The 17,392-nt window shown below is 66.9% G+C and carries 17 protein-coding genes; 11 read left to right on the top strand and 6 right to left on the bottom strand.

Going from position 1 to position 17,392, the window contains the following annotated elements; all coding sequences use genetic code 11:
• Positions 1-33: 33 nt before the first annotated feature.
• Genes E3O65_RS12510 through csrA form a run of 10 tightly spaced genes read left to right on the top strand, consistent with a single transcriptional unit; the run spans position 34 to position 8,771 of the window.
• Positions 34-921, top strand: coding sequence for a flagellar motor switch protein FliM (locus tag E3O65_RS12510; RefSeq protein WP_134364021.1), 888 nt, complete (start codon positions 34-36; stop codon positions 919-921).
• Positions 918-1,622 (top strand): flagellar motor switch protein FliN, encoded by a 705-nt coding sequence (fliN, locus tag E3O65_RS12505; protein WP_134364020.1) that lies wholly within the window; start codon positions 918-920, stop codon positions 1,620-1,622. The genes E3O65_RS12510 and fliN overlap by 4 nt, the downstream gene beginning before the upstream one ends.
• Positions 1,623-2,117, top strand: a complete 495-nt coding sequence (locus E3O65_RS12500; RefSeq protein WP_134364019.1) for a FliO/MopB family protein — start codon at positions 1,623-1,625, stop codon at positions 2,115-2,117.
• 53 nt (positions 2,118-2,170) lie between these two features.
• Positions 2,171-2,962, top strand: coding sequence for a flagellar type III secretion system pore protein FliP (fliP, locus tag E3O65_RS12495; protein ID WP_134364128.1), 792 nt, complete (start codon positions 2,171-2,173; stop codon positions 2,960-2,962).
• A complete protein-coding gene (gene fliQ / locus E3O65_RS12490; RefSeq protein ID WP_134364018.1) occupies positions 2,962-3,237 on the top strand; it encodes a flagellar biosynthesis protein FliQ in 276 nt (91 codons plus the stop codon). The genes fliP and fliQ overlap by 1 nt, the downstream gene beginning before the upstream one ends.
• 1 nt (position 3,238) lies before the next feature.
• A complete protein-coding gene (locus tag E3O65_RS12485) occupies positions 3,239-3,997 on the top strand; it encodes a flagellar biosynthetic protein FliR (protein ID WP_134364017.1) in 759 nt (252 codons plus the stop codon).
• A complete protein-coding gene (locus tag E3O65_RS12480) occupies positions 3,998-5,104 on the top strand; it encodes an EscU/YscU/HrcU family type III secretion system export apparatus switch protein (RefSeq protein ID WP_134364016.1) in 1,107 nt (368 codons plus the stop codon).
• A complete protein-coding gene (locus E3O65_RS12475; RefSeq protein WP_134364015.1) occupies positions 5,101-7,152 on the top strand; it encodes a flagellar biosynthesis protein FlhA in 2,052 nt (683 codons plus the stop codon). The genes E3O65_RS12480 and E3O65_RS12475 overlap by 4 nt, the downstream gene beginning before the upstream one ends.
• Entirely contained in the window at positions 7,127-8,494 is a 1,368-nt protein-coding gene (locus tag E3O65_RS12470; protein ID WP_134364014.1) for a hypothetical protein, read from the top strand. Before E3O65_RS12475 ends, E3O65_RS12470 begins: the two co-directional genes overlap by 26 nt.
• A gap of 4 nt (positions 8,495-8,498) precedes the next feature.
• A complete protein-coding gene (gene csrA / locus E3O65_RS12465; RefSeq protein WP_134364013.1) occupies positions 8,499-8,771 on the top strand; it encodes a carbon storage regulator CsrA in 273 nt (90 codons plus the stop codon).
• A 97-nt stretch (positions 8,772-8,868) separates the two neighbouring features.
• Here the strand turns inward: csrA and E3O65_RS12460 are convergent, their stop codons facing one another.
• From E3O65_RS12460 to E3O65_RS12435, 6 genes are all read right to left on the bottom strand, one after another.
• The gene (locus tag E3O65_RS12460; protein ID WP_134364012.1) at positions 8,869-10,185 is read right to left on the bottom strand and encodes a DUF222 domain-containing protein; all 1,317 of its coding nucleotides are present in this window, start codon (positions 10,183-10,185) and stop codon (positions 8,869-8,871) included.
• A gap of 189 nt (positions 10,186-10,374) precedes the next feature.
• Positions 10,375-11,445, bottom strand: a complete 1,071-nt coding sequence (locus tag E3O65_RS12455; RefSeq protein WP_198411636.1) for a glycoside hydrolase family 130 protein — start codon at positions 11,443-11,445, stop codon at positions 10,375-10,377.
• A 2-nt stretch (positions 11,446-11,447) separates the two neighbouring features.
• Positions 11,448-12,281 carry a carbohydrate ABC transporter permease gene (locus E3O65_RS12450; RefSeq protein WP_134364011.1) on the bottom strand — a complete coding sequence of 278 codons (834 nt, stop codon included), beginning with the start codon at positions 12,279-12,281 and terminating at the stop codon, positions 11,448-11,450.
• On the bottom strand, positions 12,278-13,234 hold the full coding sequence (locus E3O65_RS12445) for a carbohydrate ABC transporter permease (RefSeq protein ID WP_134364010.1): 957 nt from the start codon (positions 13,232-13,234) through the stop codon (positions 12,278-12,280). Before E3O65_RS12445 ends, E3O65_RS12450 begins: the two co-directional genes overlap by 4 nt.
• Before the next feature lie 3 nt (positions 13,235-13,237).
• Positions 13,238-14,539 carry an ABC transporter substrate-binding protein gene (locus E3O65_RS12440; RefSeq protein WP_422386422.1) on the bottom strand — a complete coding sequence of 434 codons (1,302 nt, stop codon included), beginning with the start codon at positions 14,537-14,539 and terminating at the stop codon, positions 13,238-13,240.
• A 51-nt stretch (positions 14,540-14,590) separates the two neighbouring features.
• Entirely contained in the window at positions 14,591-15,658 is a 1,068-nt protein-coding gene (locus tag E3O65_RS12435) for a LacI family DNA-binding transcriptional regulator (RefSeq protein WP_241985571.1), read from the bottom strand.
• A gap of 152 nt (positions 15,659-15,810) precedes the next feature.
• Between E3O65_RS12435 and E3O65_RS12430 the strand changes: the two genes are divergently transcribed.
• Positions 15,811-17,250, top strand: a complete 1,440-nt coding sequence (locus E3O65_RS12430) for a lipase maturation factor family protein (protein ID WP_134364009.1) — start codon at positions 15,811-15,813, stop codon at positions 17,248-17,250.
• The last annotated feature ends 142 nt before the right edge of the window (positions 17,251-17,392 follow it).

The following is a 17,392-nucleotide window of genomic DNA, read 5'->3' as shown; positions in this document are numbered from 1 at the left end:
ATAGTCCTCACCGTGACGGTCCAGGAACAAGCAGTGATTGGTGTGCCCGCTTCGGCGGAGCGCACGGTCGAGGTGTACGATTTTCGTCGCCCGACAACGCTCGCCCGCGAGCACTCTCGGGTGCTCGAGCTCGCCTTCGAGACCTTCGCCCGCCAGTGGGGCACTCAGCTCACCGCCAAGGTGCGTGTCATGTCGCAGGTGAAATGCGATCACGTGATCATGCGTACGTACGACGAGTACGCATCGTCTCTGCCTGCCACGACCGCAATGGTTCTGTGCCCCGTGGGCGGCATCGCGGCGAAGGCGGTCGTGCAGTTCCCGACCTCCGCAGCCCTGTCCTGGGTGAGTCATATGCTGGGCGGAACCGCCAGCACAGCGCTGCCGGAACGGGCATTCACTCAGATTGAACTGGCTCTCGTGCGCCGGCTGATGGACGACGCCCTCGAAGACCTGCGCTACTCGCTCGGCTCACTCCTCGTGCACACGATCAGCGTCGGCGCGATCCAGTACAACTCGCAGTTCGCCCAGGCTGCGGCCACGGCCGACCTGATGATCGTGGCCAGCTTCACCATGCGCATCGGCGACGGTACAGCCTCCGCCACCGTCGCCCTCCCGGCGGAGGCCCTCCTGCCGCAGTTGGTCGAGGCGGTACCTCAGGCGGGGAGTGCCGATCCGGTCGACCTGCTGCGCGCTCAACTGTCCCAGGTGCCGGTGGACGTCTCCGTTCGGCTCACACCCGCATTTGTTCTGCCCAGCGTCGTGTTGGGCCTTGCGGTCGGCGACCTGCTGCCGCTGCCGCACCCCCAGCACCGGCCTCTTGACGTGGTTGTCGACGGGCACACTCTCGCACGGGCCGCCGTCGGTTCCAACGGTTCCCGCCTGGCCTGCATCGTCATCGACACCGAGGAGTCCTCCCCATGACCGTCGCCCCCACCGCATTGCAGACGGATGCCGTCGAGGCCCTGCTAGACCTTCTCCCGACCACGACCCGGCTGCGCGCGAAGGTCTGCTCCGGCGCCGCACTGGTCGGTCGGCTCGGCCCCGCCGCGGTGGCCTCCTTCGTGGGTGTCACCTCCGCGGACCTTGCCATCGTGCTCGCGGATCCGGCATCGCTGGATTCCGCGTCCGGCCCGGAATCGGGCCTGGTCTCCCGGCAGGACGTGCTGCGACCTGCCCTGGAGAGCGCCGCCGGCGTATTCGGGATCGGTGTCTTGGGGGATACCCGGCCCGGCGACGCCACGGCCCTGTTCGCGGATGACGCCACCAGCGTTTTCGAGTTGACCGGCGACGATCAGGTGACTGGCTGGTTCGCCGTGCGGTTGCGCGACAACGGGGGGTCCGGCGAGGCGGCGCGGGCCGCGCAGTCCGTGGCCGGCAAACTCGGCCGGATCAACAGTGTGCAGATGGCGTTGACGGTGGAGATCGGGCACACCCGCATGTCGGTTCGCGACGTGCTCTCCCTCGAGCCCGGCGCCGTCATAGAGCTTGACCGGTCCGCCGGAACTCCTGCCGACGTGATGCTCAACGGACGACTGATCGCCCACGGCGAGATCGTCGTCGTCGACCAGGACTACGCGGTGCGGATCACCCAGATCCTTGATGTGGCCGAGAGCCTGACCTAAGTGGACACCGTCCTCGTCGCGCTCCGGGTGGCCCTGTCCCTGGCTGCCGTGCTGGGCCTGCTCTGGGTGCTCCAGCGCAAGCTGACGAAGGGCTCCCTCGGCGCGCGCACCCCGAACCTGGTCACCGTGGTGGGCCGTCAGGGTCTCGGGCAGAAGGCATCCGTCGTCGTCGTCGACATCGAGGGTCGACGTTTCGTTCTCGGCGTGACCGAGCAGTCGGTCAACGTTCTGCACGGCGGCGAGGAGCCCATGGATGCCGCGGCGACCCACCCCGTACACCGCTCGGCGCACGCCGCGCACGACTTCGCGCGGGAACTCGACGACGCCACGCACGGCGCCGCCCGAGCCGATGCCGAACGGGACGAGGCCGCCCTGACGCCTCCGCTCATCCTCCGTCCGCGCCGGGACCGGGTCAGCCCGAGTCGGCTCGGCGGGTCGATTCTCTCGCCCGCCACCTGGCAGCAGACCGCCGCCGCCCTCCGGCAGGGCCGGTGACCAGCCCGGCCGTGCACCCTGACCGGCGCCGGGAGCTGGCCCGGTACCTGATCATGGCGGCCCTCGTGCTCGTGATCGTCGTCGCCATCATCATGCTGATGGCCCCGGCCGGCCACGCCGCACCGACCGACCCGATCGCTCCGACCGACCCGGCCACCCCCGCGGATCCGGGCGACGGCGGCCTGAACGTGCAGATCAACGGCCCGAACGGTGAACCTTCCTCCGCGATCGTGACCCTGATCGGAATCACCCTGCTCTCGGTGGCACCGGCTCTCCTGCTGATGATGACGAGCTTCACGAAGATCTTCGTCGTGCTCGCGATGACCCGCAACGCGCTCGCGCTGCCGTCGATCCCGCCCAACCAGGTGCTGGCCGGACTAGCTCTGTTCCTCTCACTGTTCATCATGGCGCCCATCCTGACCGAGATCAACGATGGCGCCCTGCAGCCGTACCTGAACGGCACGATGAACTTCGACGACGCGGTCACACTCGGTTCCGCGCCGCTGCGCACCTTCATGCTTGCGCACACCCGCGAAGAGGACCTGGCCCTGATGACCCGGGCTGCCGACCAGGCGAACCCGGAGACGCGCGAGGCCGTATCGCTGCTCACGCTCATCCCCGCTTTCATGATCTCTGAGCTGCGCGCCGCCTTTATCATCGGCTTCGTGATCTTCGTGCCGTTCCTGGTGATCGACCTCGTCGTGTCCGCGGCGCTGATGTCGATGGGAATGATGATGCTTCCCCCGGTGATGATCTCGTTGCCGTTCAAGATCCTCCTCTTCGTTCTCGTCGACGGCTGGGGTCTGATCATCACGACCCTCGTCTCCAGTTACCGGGGTGGCTGATGGATACCAATGCCGTCCTCGACATCGGCCTGCAGGGCATCCTGATTGCCGGCAAGCTTTCTGCACCGATCCTGATCACGGCCCTGGTCGTCGGTTTCGCAATCTCGCTGCTGCAGTCGATCACCCAGATCCAGGAGGTCACGCTGTCGTTCGTTCCCAAGGCGATCGCTGTGGCCGTGGCCATGATCATCTCCGGGCACTGGATGATCTCCGAGATGGTTTCGTTCACGCATATGTTGTTTGACAAGATCCCCGGCCTCATCGGCGGGGGCTGACGTGAATATCACACTTGATTTCGCTTGGATCGAAGCCACCATGCTGGCCGCCGTGCGGATGGTGGCGTTCCTCGTCGTGGCACCGCCGTTCTCCTACAACGCGTTCCCGCTTCGGATCAAGGGCATGCTCGCCCTCGGACTGGCCCTCGCTGTCTCGCCGCGGGTCACGCCCGGCTACCTCTCGCCCGACACGGGTGGCTTCATCACGGCCCTGATCCTCGAGATCGTGGTCGGCGGTGTGCTGGGCTTCCTCGTTCTGGTGGTGTTCTCCGCCATCCAGTCCGCCGGCAACCTGATCGACATGTTCGGCGGTTTCCAGCTCGCCCAGGGTTTCGACCCGCAGGCCATGGTCAACGGGGCCCAATTCACCCGGCTTTACCAGATGACCGCTCTGGCACTCCTGTTCGCCTCCGGCGGATACCAGCTGATCATCGGCGGCGTGACGCGCACCTTCTCGGCCCTGCCGATCGGCGGCGGGATCGACCTTGCCCTACCAATGCAGACCGTCACTGCGGCGGTCGGCCAGATGCTGCTCGCGGCCGTGCAGATCGCCGGGCCCCTGATCGTCGTCCTGTTCCTCGCCGACGCCGGCCTCGGCCTACTCACCCGGGTGGCCCCGGCCCTGAACGCGTTCGCGCTCGGCTTCCCGCTCAAGATCCTGATCACCTTCACGCTCGGCGCGGCCGGCTTCGTGGCCCTGCCGAGGATCGTCGCGTCACTGACCGACGACGCCGTCGCCACCATGCTGGGGGTGAAGTAGATGTCCGACTCCGGTGAGAAGACCGAGCAGGCCACAGACAAACGGATGCGCGAGGTGCGGTCCAAGGGCCAGCTCTCCAAGTCCCAGGACCTCACGGCGTGGATCGGAATCGGCGCCGCCGCCGCGATGACCCCGGTCACGATCGGCCTGGCCGCGGACGCCGGAACCGACCAGATGATCAGCATCCGTTCACTGGTCGCCGACCCGCAGCCGGACCTGGCCGTGCAGATGCTGGTGGACTCGCTCGCCTCGATGGGCACCATCCTCACCCCCATGCTCGCGACGGTCTTCGTCGTGGTACTGGTCGGTGCGGTGGCGCAGGGTGGGGTGCACTTCAAGAAGGTGGCCGGAAAATACGAGCAGTTCAACCTCGTGACCGGTCTCGGGCGCACCTTCGGTGGCCAAGCCGTATGGCAGGGCGTCAAGGCCCTGCTCAAGACCATCGCCGTGGGTCTCGTGCTGGTGATGGTGGTTCAGGGGCTGACGCCCCTGTTGATGACGGCCGGGGGACTGCCCGTCTCCGCGCTGATCGCTGCGGCCACCGACGGTGCGACCGCCCTGGTGCAGTCGGCGGTGATCGCCGGGCTGGTGCTCGCCGCGGCGGACGTGTTCGTCGTGATGCGGCGCAACCGCAAGCGCACTCGCATGACGAAGAAGGAAGTCACCGACGAGAACAAGAGTTCCGAGGGAGACCCGATGGTGAAGCAGCAGCGCCGGGCCCGGCAGCTCGCGATGAGCCGCAACCGGATGATCGCCGCCGTCACCACCGCCGACGTCGTGTTGGTCAACCCCACCCACTTCGCCGTCGCGTTGCGTTACGAGCCAGGCAAGTCCGCTCCGCGGGTGGTGGCCACGGGGGCCGGCGTGATCGCGTCCCGGATCCGAGAACAGGCCGAGACCGACCGGGTGCCGATCGTGCGCGACATCCCGCTCACCCGTGCCCTGCACAGCGCGTGCAAGCTGGGCGACGAGATCCCGGTCGAGCTCTACAACGCCGTCGCGCAGGTGCTCGCCTTCGTGCTCGCCCTGAAGACACGCGGCTCCGGTGCCGGCTCGGGTGTGCACACCATGAACAATCGCCTTGTGACGGCCGGAGGCCACCGATGAACAGCAATCTCGCCAAACTCGCTGTGCCGGTCGGAGTGGTCGGCATCATCCTGCTGCTCGTCGTGCCCGTGCCTGCCGTATTCCTCGACGTGCTGATCATCGTGAACATCCTCCTCGCCCTGGTCACGCTGCTGACGACAATGTTCGTCAAGAAGCCCCTCGATTTCTCGGTCTTCCCTTCGCTGCTGCTCGTGGCCACCCTGTTCCGGCTGGGCCTGAATGTCGCGTCGACCCGACTTGTGCTCGGCGACGGCTACGCCGGGCAGGTCATCGCGGCGTTCGGCGACGTTGCCGTGGGTGGGTCGCTGATCATCGGTGCCGTCATCTTCCTGATCCTCGTCGTGATCCAGTTCGTGGTGGTCACCAAGGGCGCCGAGCGCGTGGCCGAGGTGGGCGCGCGGTTCACCCTCGACGCCATGCCCGGCAAGCAGATGGCGATCGACGCCGACCTGAATGCGGGTCTGATCACCGACGTGCAGGCCCGGGAGCGTCGTGCCGAGGTGTCCGCCGAGGCCGACTTCTACGGTGCCATGGACGGTGCGTCGAAGTTCGTCAAGGGTGACGCGATCGCCGGCATCGTGATCATCATCATCAACTTGGTCGGCGGGATCGCTATCGGCATGATCCAGCGCGGTCTGACGGTCAACGAGGCGATGAGCACCTACTCGCTGTTGACCATCGGCGACGGCCTCGTTACTCAGATCCCGGCCCTGCTGATGGCAGTCTCGACCGGCATGATCGTGACCCGCTCCAACGCGGAGTCCGACATCGGTGCGGCGGCGTCCGGTCAGCTCACCCAGTCCCGCATGGCCCTGACGATCGCCGGTTGTGCCGCTCTCCTCATGGCGCTGATCCCAGGCATGCCGATCCTGCCGTTCGTGGTGATCGGGCTGGGCCTGATCCTGTTCGCCCGCCGCATCAAGGCGGGGGAGACCAGGGACCAGGCCGGTCGGGATGCCGGTGTCGCCGCCGAGGCGATGGCGCCCCGCTCCGACACCCCGGAAGACCTGATCGAGACCATGCGGGTGCACGCTCTGGAGATCCTCCTCGCCCCCGACCTCGTGGACCTCGTCTCCGGGGCTCAGGACGATCTCCTGGCCCGCGTGCGCGCTCTGCGCCGCAAGGTCGCCGTGGACCTCGGAGTGGTGGTTCCACCCGTGCGCACCCGGGACAGCGTCGACCTGCCCTCCTCGACGTACTCGATCCGAATCGCCGGGGTGGAGGCGGGCCGCGGGCTGGCTCCGGCCGGCAAGGTGCTCGCCCTCGGCGACGCGCTCGATTCACTGCCGGGCCAGGCCACGGTGGAGCCCGTGTTCGGCCTCGTCGGCAAGTGGGTCCCGAGCGAAATGCGGCACAGCGCCGAAATGACCGGGGCCACGGTCATCGACCGGGTTTCCGTGCTGGTCACCCATCTGTCCTCGATCATCACCGGCAACGCGGCCCGGTTGCTCACCCGCGAGGACGTGCGGGTGCTCACCGACGGGGTGCGGCTGGTCAACCCGTCGGCGGTCGAAGACCTCATCCCCGGACTGCTGTCCCTGGCAGAGGTCCAGCGTGTGCTGCAGGGGCTCCTCGTGGAGCTGATCCCGATCAACGACCTGCCCCGCATCTACGAGTCGCTCTCACTGCGGGCCAAGGTGTCCAACGATCCGGAGGGACTAATCGAGGCGGCCCGCCAGGCGCTGGGCCCGGCCCTCACCGTGCAGTACCTCGATGACGGTCTGCTCCGGGTCATCATGATCGAGCCCACCCTCGAGCAATCCATGCTCGAGGGGATGCGTCCTTCCGACCAGGGCACCCAGATCATGCTCGATCCGAATCGGGTCGAGGTCATCCTGGGATCGCTCAAGGAGGCCGTGGCGAACGTCGAGGCGGCCGGGCTGAGCGCGGTGCTGGTCTGCGCGCCGGCGCTTCGCCCTGCCATCCGTCGCCTGGTCTCGGCGCAGACCGGCGGCATCGCCGTGTTGTCCTATCAGGAGGTCACGGGCGCGAACGTGTCCATCGAGACGGTGGGAGTGGTGCGTGGAGCCGAATCGATTTCTGCTTGAGGGTTCGTCGCTGGAGGAGCTGAAGGCGCGCATCCTGGCCGAGTACGGCGCCGACGCCCGCATCGTCGCCGCCGAGCAGGTGACCGTCGGCGGCATCAGAGGCTTCTTCGCACGCCGGCACATCGAGGTCACCGTGGAGGTCCCCGCCCGGCAGCGGCGCGCGTCGCACTCTCGGAGCGATGTACAGGCGCGGCTCGGCATCGCTGCGCTTCTCGACGACGCCGATGCGGCGGAGGCACGCCTGTACACCGCGGCCGAGCCACGCATCTCGACCGTGTCCGAGGGGTTCGCCGACCTGATGGACGAACTGACCTTCGCGACCCGCGAGACGCCCGACCCGGTGCTGCTCACTCCCGCCGCACCCGCCGCCCCGAGGTCCGTGGACACCCACATGACGGCTCCGCTGGGGCTCGACCAACCGGGTCTGACCCGGTCCGGTTCCGATCAAACGCCCGCCGAAGTGTGGGCCGCTGAGTGGCGCGCCGTCGACCGTGCCGCCGATCTGGCGGATGCGCGGGCTGCCGCTCGTGCCGCCCACCGCGCTGCCGCTCGTGCCGCCGACCGCGCTGCCGACCGCGCTGCCTACCCTGCTGCGGACCCTGCCGCCGACCGCGCTGCCGACCCTGCCGGGACTGTGTACGAAGCCCTTTCCTCTCCTCTTTCCGCTTCTGCTTCCCCTGCTCGTACCGGTCCGACATTCGCTGAGCGGGCCGCCGATCTGCTGTTCGACGGCGTCGATGCCCCGCGGGCGCATTCGCGCCGGGATGCCCGTACGAGAGAAACCGCCCGCACGGTCGCGGCAGCTGCCGTTCCGCGTGCGCTCACCGGTGCGGGGGACCTTGTGATCGTCGTCGGTTGGCAGGATGCCGCGCTGCCGGTGACCAGGGAACTGGCACCGGATGACGGCTCGGCTGCGGTGTTCGTCGCCGGTGCTATCGACGCCGGAACCGCCGTCGAGGCCGGCCTTGACCGCATCCTGGATCGGCGCACCGCGCTCGAGGCCAGGGCCAGGGGAGTGGAGCTCGGCAAGACCAGTTTTGTCGCCTTCGGTCTTGGCTCGGACGCGTCGACGGCGGGCATACATGCATCCCTGCTGGTTTTGGTTCGTCCCGACCAGGTTTGGGTCGTCGTGGATGCCGGACGCAAGCCCGCGGACACCGCCCGCTGGGTCGCCGAGGTCGCACGGAGCCTGGACATCGATGCGGTCGCCGTCACCGGGTATACCACGACCGGTTCGCCGGAGAGCGTCGATGAGCTGGGCATCCCGGTGGGTTGGGTGGACGGTGTCCCGGCAACGTCCAGCACGGTGGCCGGAATGCGACAGAGCCTCAAGCTAGGCTGATCACGTGCTGGTTCTAACGCGTAAGCAGGGGGAGAAGATCCTCATTGGTGACGACATCGTCATCACCGTCCTCGACGTGCGCGGTGACAGCATCCGGATCGGTGTCGATGCTCCGCGCGGAGTGCGCATCCAGCGGGATGAGGTGCTTCGCGCCGTGACCGAGGCAAACATCGCAGCGAGTCAGTCCGGTCAGCCCGGCCAGGGCAACAACGATGCCGAGGCCCGACTCAAGGCCACTCTCGGGCTCCTGCCCGTTCCGTCGGCTCCCGCCCAGTAGGTCGAGTCCGCCAAGGGCCAAGAGCCAACAGCCAAAGCAAAGTGCAGCAAAGATTGCAAGCACTGCGAGCGGGGCAGATTCAAGATTGGCCGCCGGTTTACAGGGTTGCCCGCTTGCTTGGGAGTGTGATCAGAGTGTGGTCCGGGTCGACTTCGACCGGTGACCGGAGCCAGTATTCGGTTCCGGTGGGGATTATGGTCCAGTACTGGTTGTGCAGGTGCAGGTGCAGGTGCAGGTGCAGGTGGTGGGGGTGGCAGAGCAGTACCCCGTCGGCGAGGTCGGTGTACCCGTTGTCTGTGAGCCATTCGTTGATGTGGTGCGCTTCAGCCCAGGCAGGTGGTCGGTCGCAGTCGACCCACCGGCATCCGCCGTCGCGCACTCCCATTGCGGCGCGCTGTGCTTCGGTGAAGAAGCGTTCTTCACGGCCGACGTTGATGATCTGTCCGGTGTCGTTAAACTGCATGCCTCGGGTTCCGGCGTCGCAGAGGAGGCGGTTGATGGTTTCCTGCGAGATCGGCACCGGGTTGCCCTCGATCTGCCAGTGAGCGGCCGGTCCAGTGGGAACCGGGGCATCAGCCTTCATGGATTTCTCGTTCACGATCACCCGCACCGCGGGCCGGCGGCCACCAGAGACCGTGCCCTGGTCGGCTTCACCGGCGATCTTGAGTAACTGAACGAGGGCGTCCGCGGCGATCTGGTCGGTGCTGCGGGGGTCGTCCTGCGGGCGTTTGGCCCAGGCGGTCTTGTCTTTTTCGACGAAGCGCACCCCACCTCGGCGAGGTGCCGTGATCGAGTCGAAGGTGGAGAGCACGAACTCACCGTCTTCGGGAGCGAAGAGCCCGTTCAGGCGAACCTTGCCGTTGCCCAGCCGGTAGACCCGCAGGAACCGGTCGTCGTGGGCCTTCTTCTCCCTGGCGGCAATGCCGGCCTCATCGAGCTGGTCGCGTAGGCGCCATGCCCGTTTGAAGACCTCGTCCGCGTTCAGCGACGCGACCTCCGTCAGGATCGACTCGAGAGCGGCGCCGAGCTTCTCGGCGGTGACCGCGGCATCGATCTGGCCCAGCCCGGCGCGGATCGACTCGGCCGCATCCACGGACAGGGTTCCCGCAGTCACGGCCCGGGCGATCGGCGTCAGCCACGGCACCTTCGCGACGAACTCCGCAACGAGATCGGAATCCGCTCCGGGCGACTCCAGGGCCGATTCGACGAGCTTCTCCGCCACCTCGGCATCGGCCATCATCGTGCCGACCGCGACGAGCCTATAGGCCTCATTCTTCGTTGAGCCGGTCGAGTTCTGGATCAGGGCCTCGGGCGAAAGGAAGCCCTGCTGCGCGGCCAGGCCCGAGTGCCCGAGCTCCGGCCGCGACCTGCGGGCGATAGTCGCCGCCATCCAAGCCGAACGGGTATCGAGCACATCTGTGTCTAACTCTTCTCGAAGTCATGTTCTATCAGCTGGAGGACCGTCTCGCGGCGCAGGTTATGGATCGCGGCGCACGTTAGAGCGTGCGCCTGCTTCCACAACGTGCGCCCCGAACGCAAAGGGCGGCCCCGCCGGGATTCATCCCGATGAGACCGCCACCAATCAACGAGCGGGCGAGAGCGCCTAAGCGCCTACGCGATCCAGGCGCGCCACACCGATCTTCGAATCGGCCATACCGTAGAACACGAACAGCTGCCCGTCGATCTCCTCGATTGCGGTCGGGAACACCACGTTCGGCACGATACCGCTGATCTCGTCGGGCGTCTCCGCCTTCAGCAGCGGCTCAGACGTGCGCTGCAGCACGATGGTCGGGTCGATCGCGTCCAGGATCATCGCCCCGGCCGAGTAGTTCACCTTCTGCTGCTGCGAGAACGCGCCGTCGATGGTTCCGGTGACGCCGTGGTGCATCAGGAGCCAGCCCTCGGGCACCCGCAGTGGGGCAGGGCCGCCGCCGATCTTGAGTGCCTCGAACGCGAACTCCGGCCCGGCGAGGAAGCGGTGGCCGCTCCAGAGTACGAGCTTGGTAATGTCGGCCAGCACATCCGCGACCGGCACGTAGCTGATCCAGATGCTCTGGCGAGTGTCGGTGACGCCGGCGGGCACACGGATGCCCTCGCCGGGCTTGACCTCGCCCAGATCCCACATCGGCCGGTGAAGCACGGCGAAGCTCTCGATGCCGTCGGGACCGGCGACCGGCTCGGGGAAGAACACGGTGTCCTTGTTGTGGAAAAGGTTCAGGTCCATGTCCAGCGCGTCGTCGAAAGCGAACAACGCCGGGCCGAGACGGCGCCACTCGCGCAGGTCCGAAGACACGGCAACGGCGGTGCGGGGCCCGAGGGGGCCGTACGCGACGTAGGTCATCACGTGCAGGTCGAGGCGAGGGATGAAAGTGACCCGGGGGTCTTCGACTCCGGCATTGTTCGCGCCGCGCTCCCAGCCGCGGTCCGGCTCGAGCACCACGCCCTCGCGGTCGACGCCCGTGGGCACGCCGTCGGTGATGATGATCCTCGCGATGCCGACCCGGGAGACGTTGCCGGTGGCGACCAGACGGGGGAGGAGATACAGCGTTCCGTCTGCGGAGTGCCCGGTGCCAGGGTTCAGCACGCCTTCGGCCTCGAGGTCGTTGCCCGGTTCGGGCACCATGATGACGCCCATTCGGGTCAGGGTGTACGGGAATTCACTGGGGTTGGGCATTTCTAACCTTTCACGCCGGAGCCGATATTGTTCGACACGAAGTGCCGTTGGAAGAGGATGAACAGGACCACAGCAGGACCGGCCAGGACGCAGGCCCCGGCGAGGACCGCCCCGAACGGGTTGGCCGCGGTCGCCGCGACGTTGCTGAGATAGTTGGCGAGTGATACGGCTAGCGGCTGGAGGGACGCCTCCTTGGTGATCAGGAACGGCCAGAGGAACTCGTTCCACGGACCGATGAAGGTCAGCAGTACGACGGTCAGCAGGGCCGGCCGCACGAGAGGTAAGGCGATTCGCCGCAGGATTCGCAGTTCGCCTGCGCCGTCGATGCGGGCGGCGTCGAACAGTTCCTTCGGAATCTGAAGGAAGTACTGCCGGAAGATGATCACGGCCGTCGAGTTGATGGCGAACGGCAGGATCATGCCCAGGTAGTTGTCGGCCAGCCCATAGTCCCGGGCGATCATCACGTAGAGCGGGATCATCAGCAGCTGGAACGGCACCACCTGCACCAGCAGGGCGAGAGCGAAGGTGACCCCACGTCCGCGCCACTGCAGCTGGGCGAGGGCGTAGCCCACCAGGACACCGAAAATCACGGTGCAGAGGATGACGCCACCGGTGAAGATCCCCGAGTTGAGCAACCCCTGAAGAAGGTTGATCCGGCTGTTGATGTCACCATAGTTGTCGAGCGTCAGATTCGCGGGGTTCGGGAACGCGCCGGCGACGGTCGGGTCCGGTGTCGCCTGCAGCGAGCCGATGACCATGTAATAGAACGGGAACAGGAACACGAGAGCCCCGACCGTGAGCACCACGCCCCGCAGGATGTTCTGACCGCGACTCATGTTTCGTCACCGCCCGCAAGTTTCCGCTGGATGAACGCGAGGATGAGAACTCCGATCACGAGGATGACGCCGATCGCAGCCGCCGTGTCGGGCGATCCCTGTTCGATCCCGCGCTGATACATCATCAGCACGGGCGACGAGGACGCCCCGTTCGGACCGCCGCCGCCGGTGAGCAGGTACGGCTCAGTGAAAAGGTTGGCGCCGGTGACCGTCGAGAGCAGCAGCACGAGCACGGTCGCCGGGCGCACACCCGGCACGGTGACGGAGAAGAAGCTGCGGATCTTGCCTGCACCGTCCGTCGAAGCGGCCTCATAGAGCTCCTCCGAGACATTCTGCAGGGCGGCCAGGTAGAGCAGGATGAAGAATCCGAGTCCCTTCCAGGTGACAAAGATCGCGATGGTGGGCATGGCCCAGTCCTCGTTGATCAACCAGGCCGGATCGGGGGCGAGCGGCCCGAGGATCTGGTTCACAAGGCCGTTGCCGCTGAACAGGAAGATCCAGACGCCGACGACCGCGACGCTCGCGGTCACATACGGCACGTAGTACGCCACGCGCAGGAAGGTGCGGAACCGGACGGCCTTGTTCAGGGCGGTGGCGAGCACGAGCGAGAGGATCACCGTGAGCGGCACGTTGATCAGCAGGAAGATCCCCACGTTGCCGAACGAACGGATGATGGCCGGGTCGGCCAGCACTTCCCGAAAATTGTCCAGACCGACGAAGGGCCGGTCGACGTCTGCGCCGGGGGCGGCGAAGAAGTAGTCGTGGAAGGACATCCAGAAGGCGAAGACCAGCGGATAGGCGAAGACCGCCAGTACGAAGACCAGGTACGGAGCGCTGAGCAGGAGGCCGAACGGATTCTTACCCAGGAGGGGGCGTTTGCTCCGGCGGGGGCCCCCGCCGGGAGGAGTGGTGCTCCTCCCGGCGGCAGTCCGACTCGCGGTTGACTGAGACATCCGTTACGGCTTGGCGATCAGCGTGTTGATCTTCTCGGCGGCGGCATCAAGAGCGGCGAGCACGTCGCCCTCGCCGGTGATGACCGATTTCGTGTACGCGTCGCGGAAGGTCTGCCACATGGCAACCGAACTGGGGACGTTGGGAACCTCGACCATACGGGATGCCTGGTCGCCGAACTGCTCGTAGGCCGGGTTGGCCGCGAAGTACTCCGGGTACACCGTGGGGAGGTCCTCGCGGAGCGGCATCTGGCCGGTCAGCTCGAGGAGCTGTCCGTCCTGATCCTCGCTGGTGGCGAACTTCAGCACGTCCCAGGCGGTGGCCTGGTTCTCGCAGGCCGTGAACATTCCGACGTTCTTCGCGTCGCTGAACGTGTAGGTTTCCTCGGCCGGCGTGCCCTCGCTGGTGGGAACGGGGACCGCGCCCCAGTTCACGGCGTCCTTGTAAACCGACACGGCCCACGGGCCGACGATGGACATCGCGGCCTGACCGTCGGCGAACGAGTCACCCTGGTACTGCTCCTTGCCGGCGAGACCCTCGGCGTACAGGGTCTTCCAGAACTCCGCGACCTTCGCGCCGTCCTCGGTGTTGAAGGTGGCCGCGCTGTCTTCGACCAGCTGCGCTCCGCCGGTCTCGGCGGCGTACAGCGGGTAGAAGTCGAACCAGCTCTGGAAGAACTGGCTGGTCGGGGCAGGGTAAATCGCATTCGGCGCTGCGCCGCTCTCGACGAGGGTGCGCGAGGTGGCGAGGAACTCGTCGTAGGTCGCGAGTTGCGGGTTCTCGGCGTCGAGTCCGGCGGCGGTGAACATGTCCTTGTTGTAGAAGATCATGACGGGGTTGGACTTCCACGGCATCTGGAAGTACTTGCCGTCTGCACTCTGGTATTGCTCGGCCGTGTCGCCGCTGCGCTTTTCGATGTAGGCGGCACCGTCATCGAAGCCGGAGAGGTCGACGAGACCGCCCTGCTTCTCGAACTGCGGCACGGCGACGGGCGCCGTGTTGAAGACAAGGCACGGGGCATTGCCGGCGGTGATGGCGGCCCCGATGACTTCCTCGCTGCTCTTGCCGGCGGGGATCTCCTGGGCCTTGACCTTTTCATCCGGGTTCTCGGAATTCCAGGCTTCCACCATCTGCTTGCCCCAGGCGATCTCGGTCTCGTTGTTCGAATACCAGATCGTGATCGGCCCGCGATCGGTGCTGGCGTCTCCCGTGGTCCCGCCAGACGCGCAGGCGCTGAGGGCCAGTACGACGGTGGCGGATGCCGCCGTGACGGCGAGAAGGCGCCCCGCCATTCCATTGCTGTGCATGTAGTGCTCCATTTCCTTGAATCCCGCAGCAACTTTGCTGCGGTGAGACTGCTACTTCCCGCTCGGCGGGGCGGTCGAGCCGCGTACCACGAGTCGCGCGGCGGGGAGGTCGACGTCGTCCGCCGAGCCGCTCTCCATCAGGGCGAGCAGAGTGCTCGCCGCCGAGCGGCCCCACACCATGGGCGCGGCGCTGACGGTCGTCAACGGCGGGTAGACGTAGCGGCAGAAGTCGATGTCGTCGTAGCCCGTGATTGAGAGCTCGTCGGGAACCCGAACGCCCAGCTCGTGCGCCATGCCGAGGCCGGCGATGGCCATCGGGTCGTTGGCGTAGACGATCGCTGTCGGAGGCCGGTCCTGCGTGAGGAGGCGGCGGGTGGCGTCCGATCCGGCGGCCACGGAAAAGTCAGTCTCTACGGTCTGGCCCTCCGGTAGACCGGCCTCGCGCAGGGCGGCAGTAAAGGCTTCACGGCGACGTAGGCCGTGCAGGAGGGTCGAGCTGCCTGCGACATGCGCGATGCGCCGGTGCCCGAGAGTGGCGAGGTGGGCGACGGATGCCATCACACCCGGGGTGTCGTCCACGGTCACCGCGGGGAAGGGGCTGGGGCCGTCAGGGCGGCCGAGCGTGACCGCCGGCAGGCCCAGTTCAGCGAGGAGCGGGATGCGGGCGTCATTCAGGCGGAGGTCGGTGACGAAGACCCCGTCGACCCGGCCGTCGGCCACCAGTGAGCGGTAAGTGCGAAGCTCGGTCTCCTCGTCGGGCACGACGCTGAGCACGAGGGCGCGGCCCTCCGGGGCGAGGATGCTCTCGACGCCCGCGATGAAGGACGGGAAGAAGGGGTCGGACGCCAGGACATCCGGGTTGCGGGCGATGACGAGACCCAGCGCGTAGGAACGCTGAGTGCTCAGGGAGCGGGCGCGAAGGGACGGCTTCCAGCCGAGATCCTTGGCGACCTGGAGGATGCGCACCCTGGTTTCCGGGGAGACGCCCGGGCGGTTGTTCAGCGCAAAAGAGACGAGGCCCTTGCTGACGCCGGCTTGCCTGGCGACCACCTCGATGGTGACCTTGGGGGAAGTGGACTTCATGGCGGTGCTGGCAGGAAGATTCGCGGGAATGTTCACTGGGCCTCCTCGTTGACAGCCGACCCAAACTGAACCGGTTTAGAGAGGCTATACCGGTTTAGTCGCTGCCGTCAAGCACACGCCGAATTCCGGGGCATGGTGTGTGGGCACTCTGATTGAAGGCGAGCCGGAGGAGGCCTAGATTGAGCGGAATGGAATGGTTCGGGGCCGCAGACTACGAGCTCGCGCGACAGGTGCTGCAGCGCGGGGTTGCGGCGTGCTACCTGATCGCCTTCGTCTCGGCGATCAACCAGTTCCCGGTCCTGCTTGGTGACCACGGGCTGCTTCCGGTTCCCCGATTCACCGCGCACGTACGGTTCCGACAGTCGCCGAGCATCTTCCACTGGCACTACTCAGACCGGATGCTCCGTGTTCTCGCCTGGTCCGGCACCGCCGTCGCGGCCACCCTTGTGGCCGGCCTGCCGCAGCAGGGTCCACCCTGGCTGCCGATGGCCGCCTTCCTTCTCCTCTTCGCGGGCTACCTCTCCATCGTCAACGTCGGCCAGGCCTTCTACTCGTTCGGCTGGGAGAGCCTACTGCTCGAAGCGGGGTTCGTGGTCGCCCTCCTCGGGTCCGACCAGGTGGCCCCGCCGTTGGTCGTGATCCTGTTCTGCCGCTGGCTGCTCTTCCGGCTTGAATTCGGTGCCGGCCTGATCAAGATCCGCGGCGGCCGGGAGTGGCGCGACCTGACCGCCCTCTACTACCACCACGAGACCCAGCCGATGCCGAACCCCCTCAGCTGGTTCGCGCACCACCTGCCACGATGGTTCCACCGCGGCGAGGTCGTGGGCACCCACTTCGCGCAGCTGGTCGTGCCGTTTTTCCTCTTCGCGCCTCAACCTGTCGCATCCGTCGCCGCACTGATCGTGATCCTGAGCCAGTTCTGGCTGGTGCTCACCGGCAACTTCGCCTGGTTGAACTGGATCACGATCGCGCTGGCCTTCTCAGCCGTCGACGACGTCACGCTCCGCGCTCTGCTGCCCTGGCTGCCGGTCGGCCAGACGGCACCGGATGCCCCGCTCTGGTTCGTGATCGTGGTCACTCTGGCAACGGGGCTGCTGGTGGTGCTCAGCTATTGGCCGCTGCGCAACATGCTTGCCCGCCAACAGCTGATGAACGTGAGCTTCAATCGGTACCACCTAGTGAACGCCTACGGCGCCTTCGGCACGGTCACCCGGCAGCGTCACGAGGTGATCGTCGAGGGCAGTGACGCCGCCGACCCGGCGGACGAGGCCGGATGGCGGGCCTATGAGTTCCGCGGCAAGCCGGGCCATCCCGAGCACCGGCCTCGCCAGTTCGCGCCCTACCATCTGCGTCTCGACTGGCTACTGTGGTTCCTGGCGCTCGGCGCGCGCGACACCCGGTGGTTCGAAATGCTTCTGGTCCGCCTCCTCGAGGGCGATCGACCCACTCTCCGGATGTTGCGGGCCAACCCGTTCCCGCAGGCGCCGCCCCGCTACGTGCGCGCCCGTCTCTACCGCTACCGTTTCTCCACCCCCGCTGAGCGCCGGGGGACCCGCGAGTGGTGGGTGCGCTCTGACGTGGGCCTGCTCGTGCCCCCGATCACCCTGGCCTGGAGGTCCCGTACCTGAGTGCACGTGGTCGGAGGCGGCCCGAACGGTCTCCCGGCGGCGGTCATGCACCAGATCGAAACGCGTTGCGCCGGGACTCCGCCGACCGGGCTGACCTACTCGGCGCGGAGTGAGCCGGAATGGCCGGGCTCGATCCGAATCT

Origin of the sequence: Cryobacterium breve (assembly GCF_004402375.1) — a bacterium.
In the GTDB taxonomy this organism is placed as follows: Bacteria; Actinomycetota; Actinomycetes; order Actinomycetales; family Microbacteriaceae; genus Cryobacterium; species Cryobacterium breve.
This window is presented reverse-complemented; position numbering and strand designations above follow the sequence as displayed.

Excerpts from the sequence above, each read along its gene's own strand:
- fliP (WP_134364128.1), top strand. The coding sequence starts at position 2,171 with ATGGCGGCCCTCGTGCTCGTGATCGTCGTCGCCATCATCATGCTGATG.
- E3O65_RS12430 (WP_134364009.1), top strand. The coding sequence starts at position 15,811 with ATGGAATGGTTCGGGGCCGCAGACTACGAGCTCGCGCGACAGGTGCTG.
- E3O65_RS12440 (WP_422386422.1), bottom strand. The coding sequence starts at position 14,539 with ATGCACAGCAATGGAATGGCGGGGCGCCTTCTCGCCGTCACGGCGGCA.
- fliQ (WP_134364018.1), top strand. The coding sequence starts at position 2,962 with ATGGATACCAATGCCGTCCTCGACATCGGCCTGCAGGGCATCCTGATT.
- E3O65_RS12480 (WP_134364016.1), top strand. The coding sequence starts at position 3,998 with ATGTCCGACTCCGGTGAGAAGACCGAGCAGGCCACAGACAAACGGATG.
- E3O65_RS12450 (WP_134364011.1), bottom strand. The coding sequence starts at position 12,281 with ATGAGTCGCGGTCAGAACATCCTGCGGGGCGTGGTGCTCACGGTCGGG.
- E3O65_RS12455 (WP_198411636.1), bottom strand. The coding sequence starts at position 11,445 with ATGCCCAACCCCAGTGAATTCCCGTACACCCTGACCCGAATGGGCGTC.
- E3O65_RS12445 (WP_134364010.1), bottom strand. The coding sequence starts at position 13,234 with ATGTCTCAGTCAACCGCGAGTCGGACTGCCGCCGGGAGGAGCACCACT.
- fliN (WP_134364020.1), top strand. The coding sequence starts at position 918 with ATGACCGTCGCCCCCACCGCATTGCAGACGGATGCCGTCGAGGCCCTG.
- E3O65_RS12475 (WP_134364015.1), top strand. The coding sequence starts at position 5,101 with ATGAACAGCAATCTCGCCAAACTCGCTGTGCCGGTCGGAGTGGTCGGC.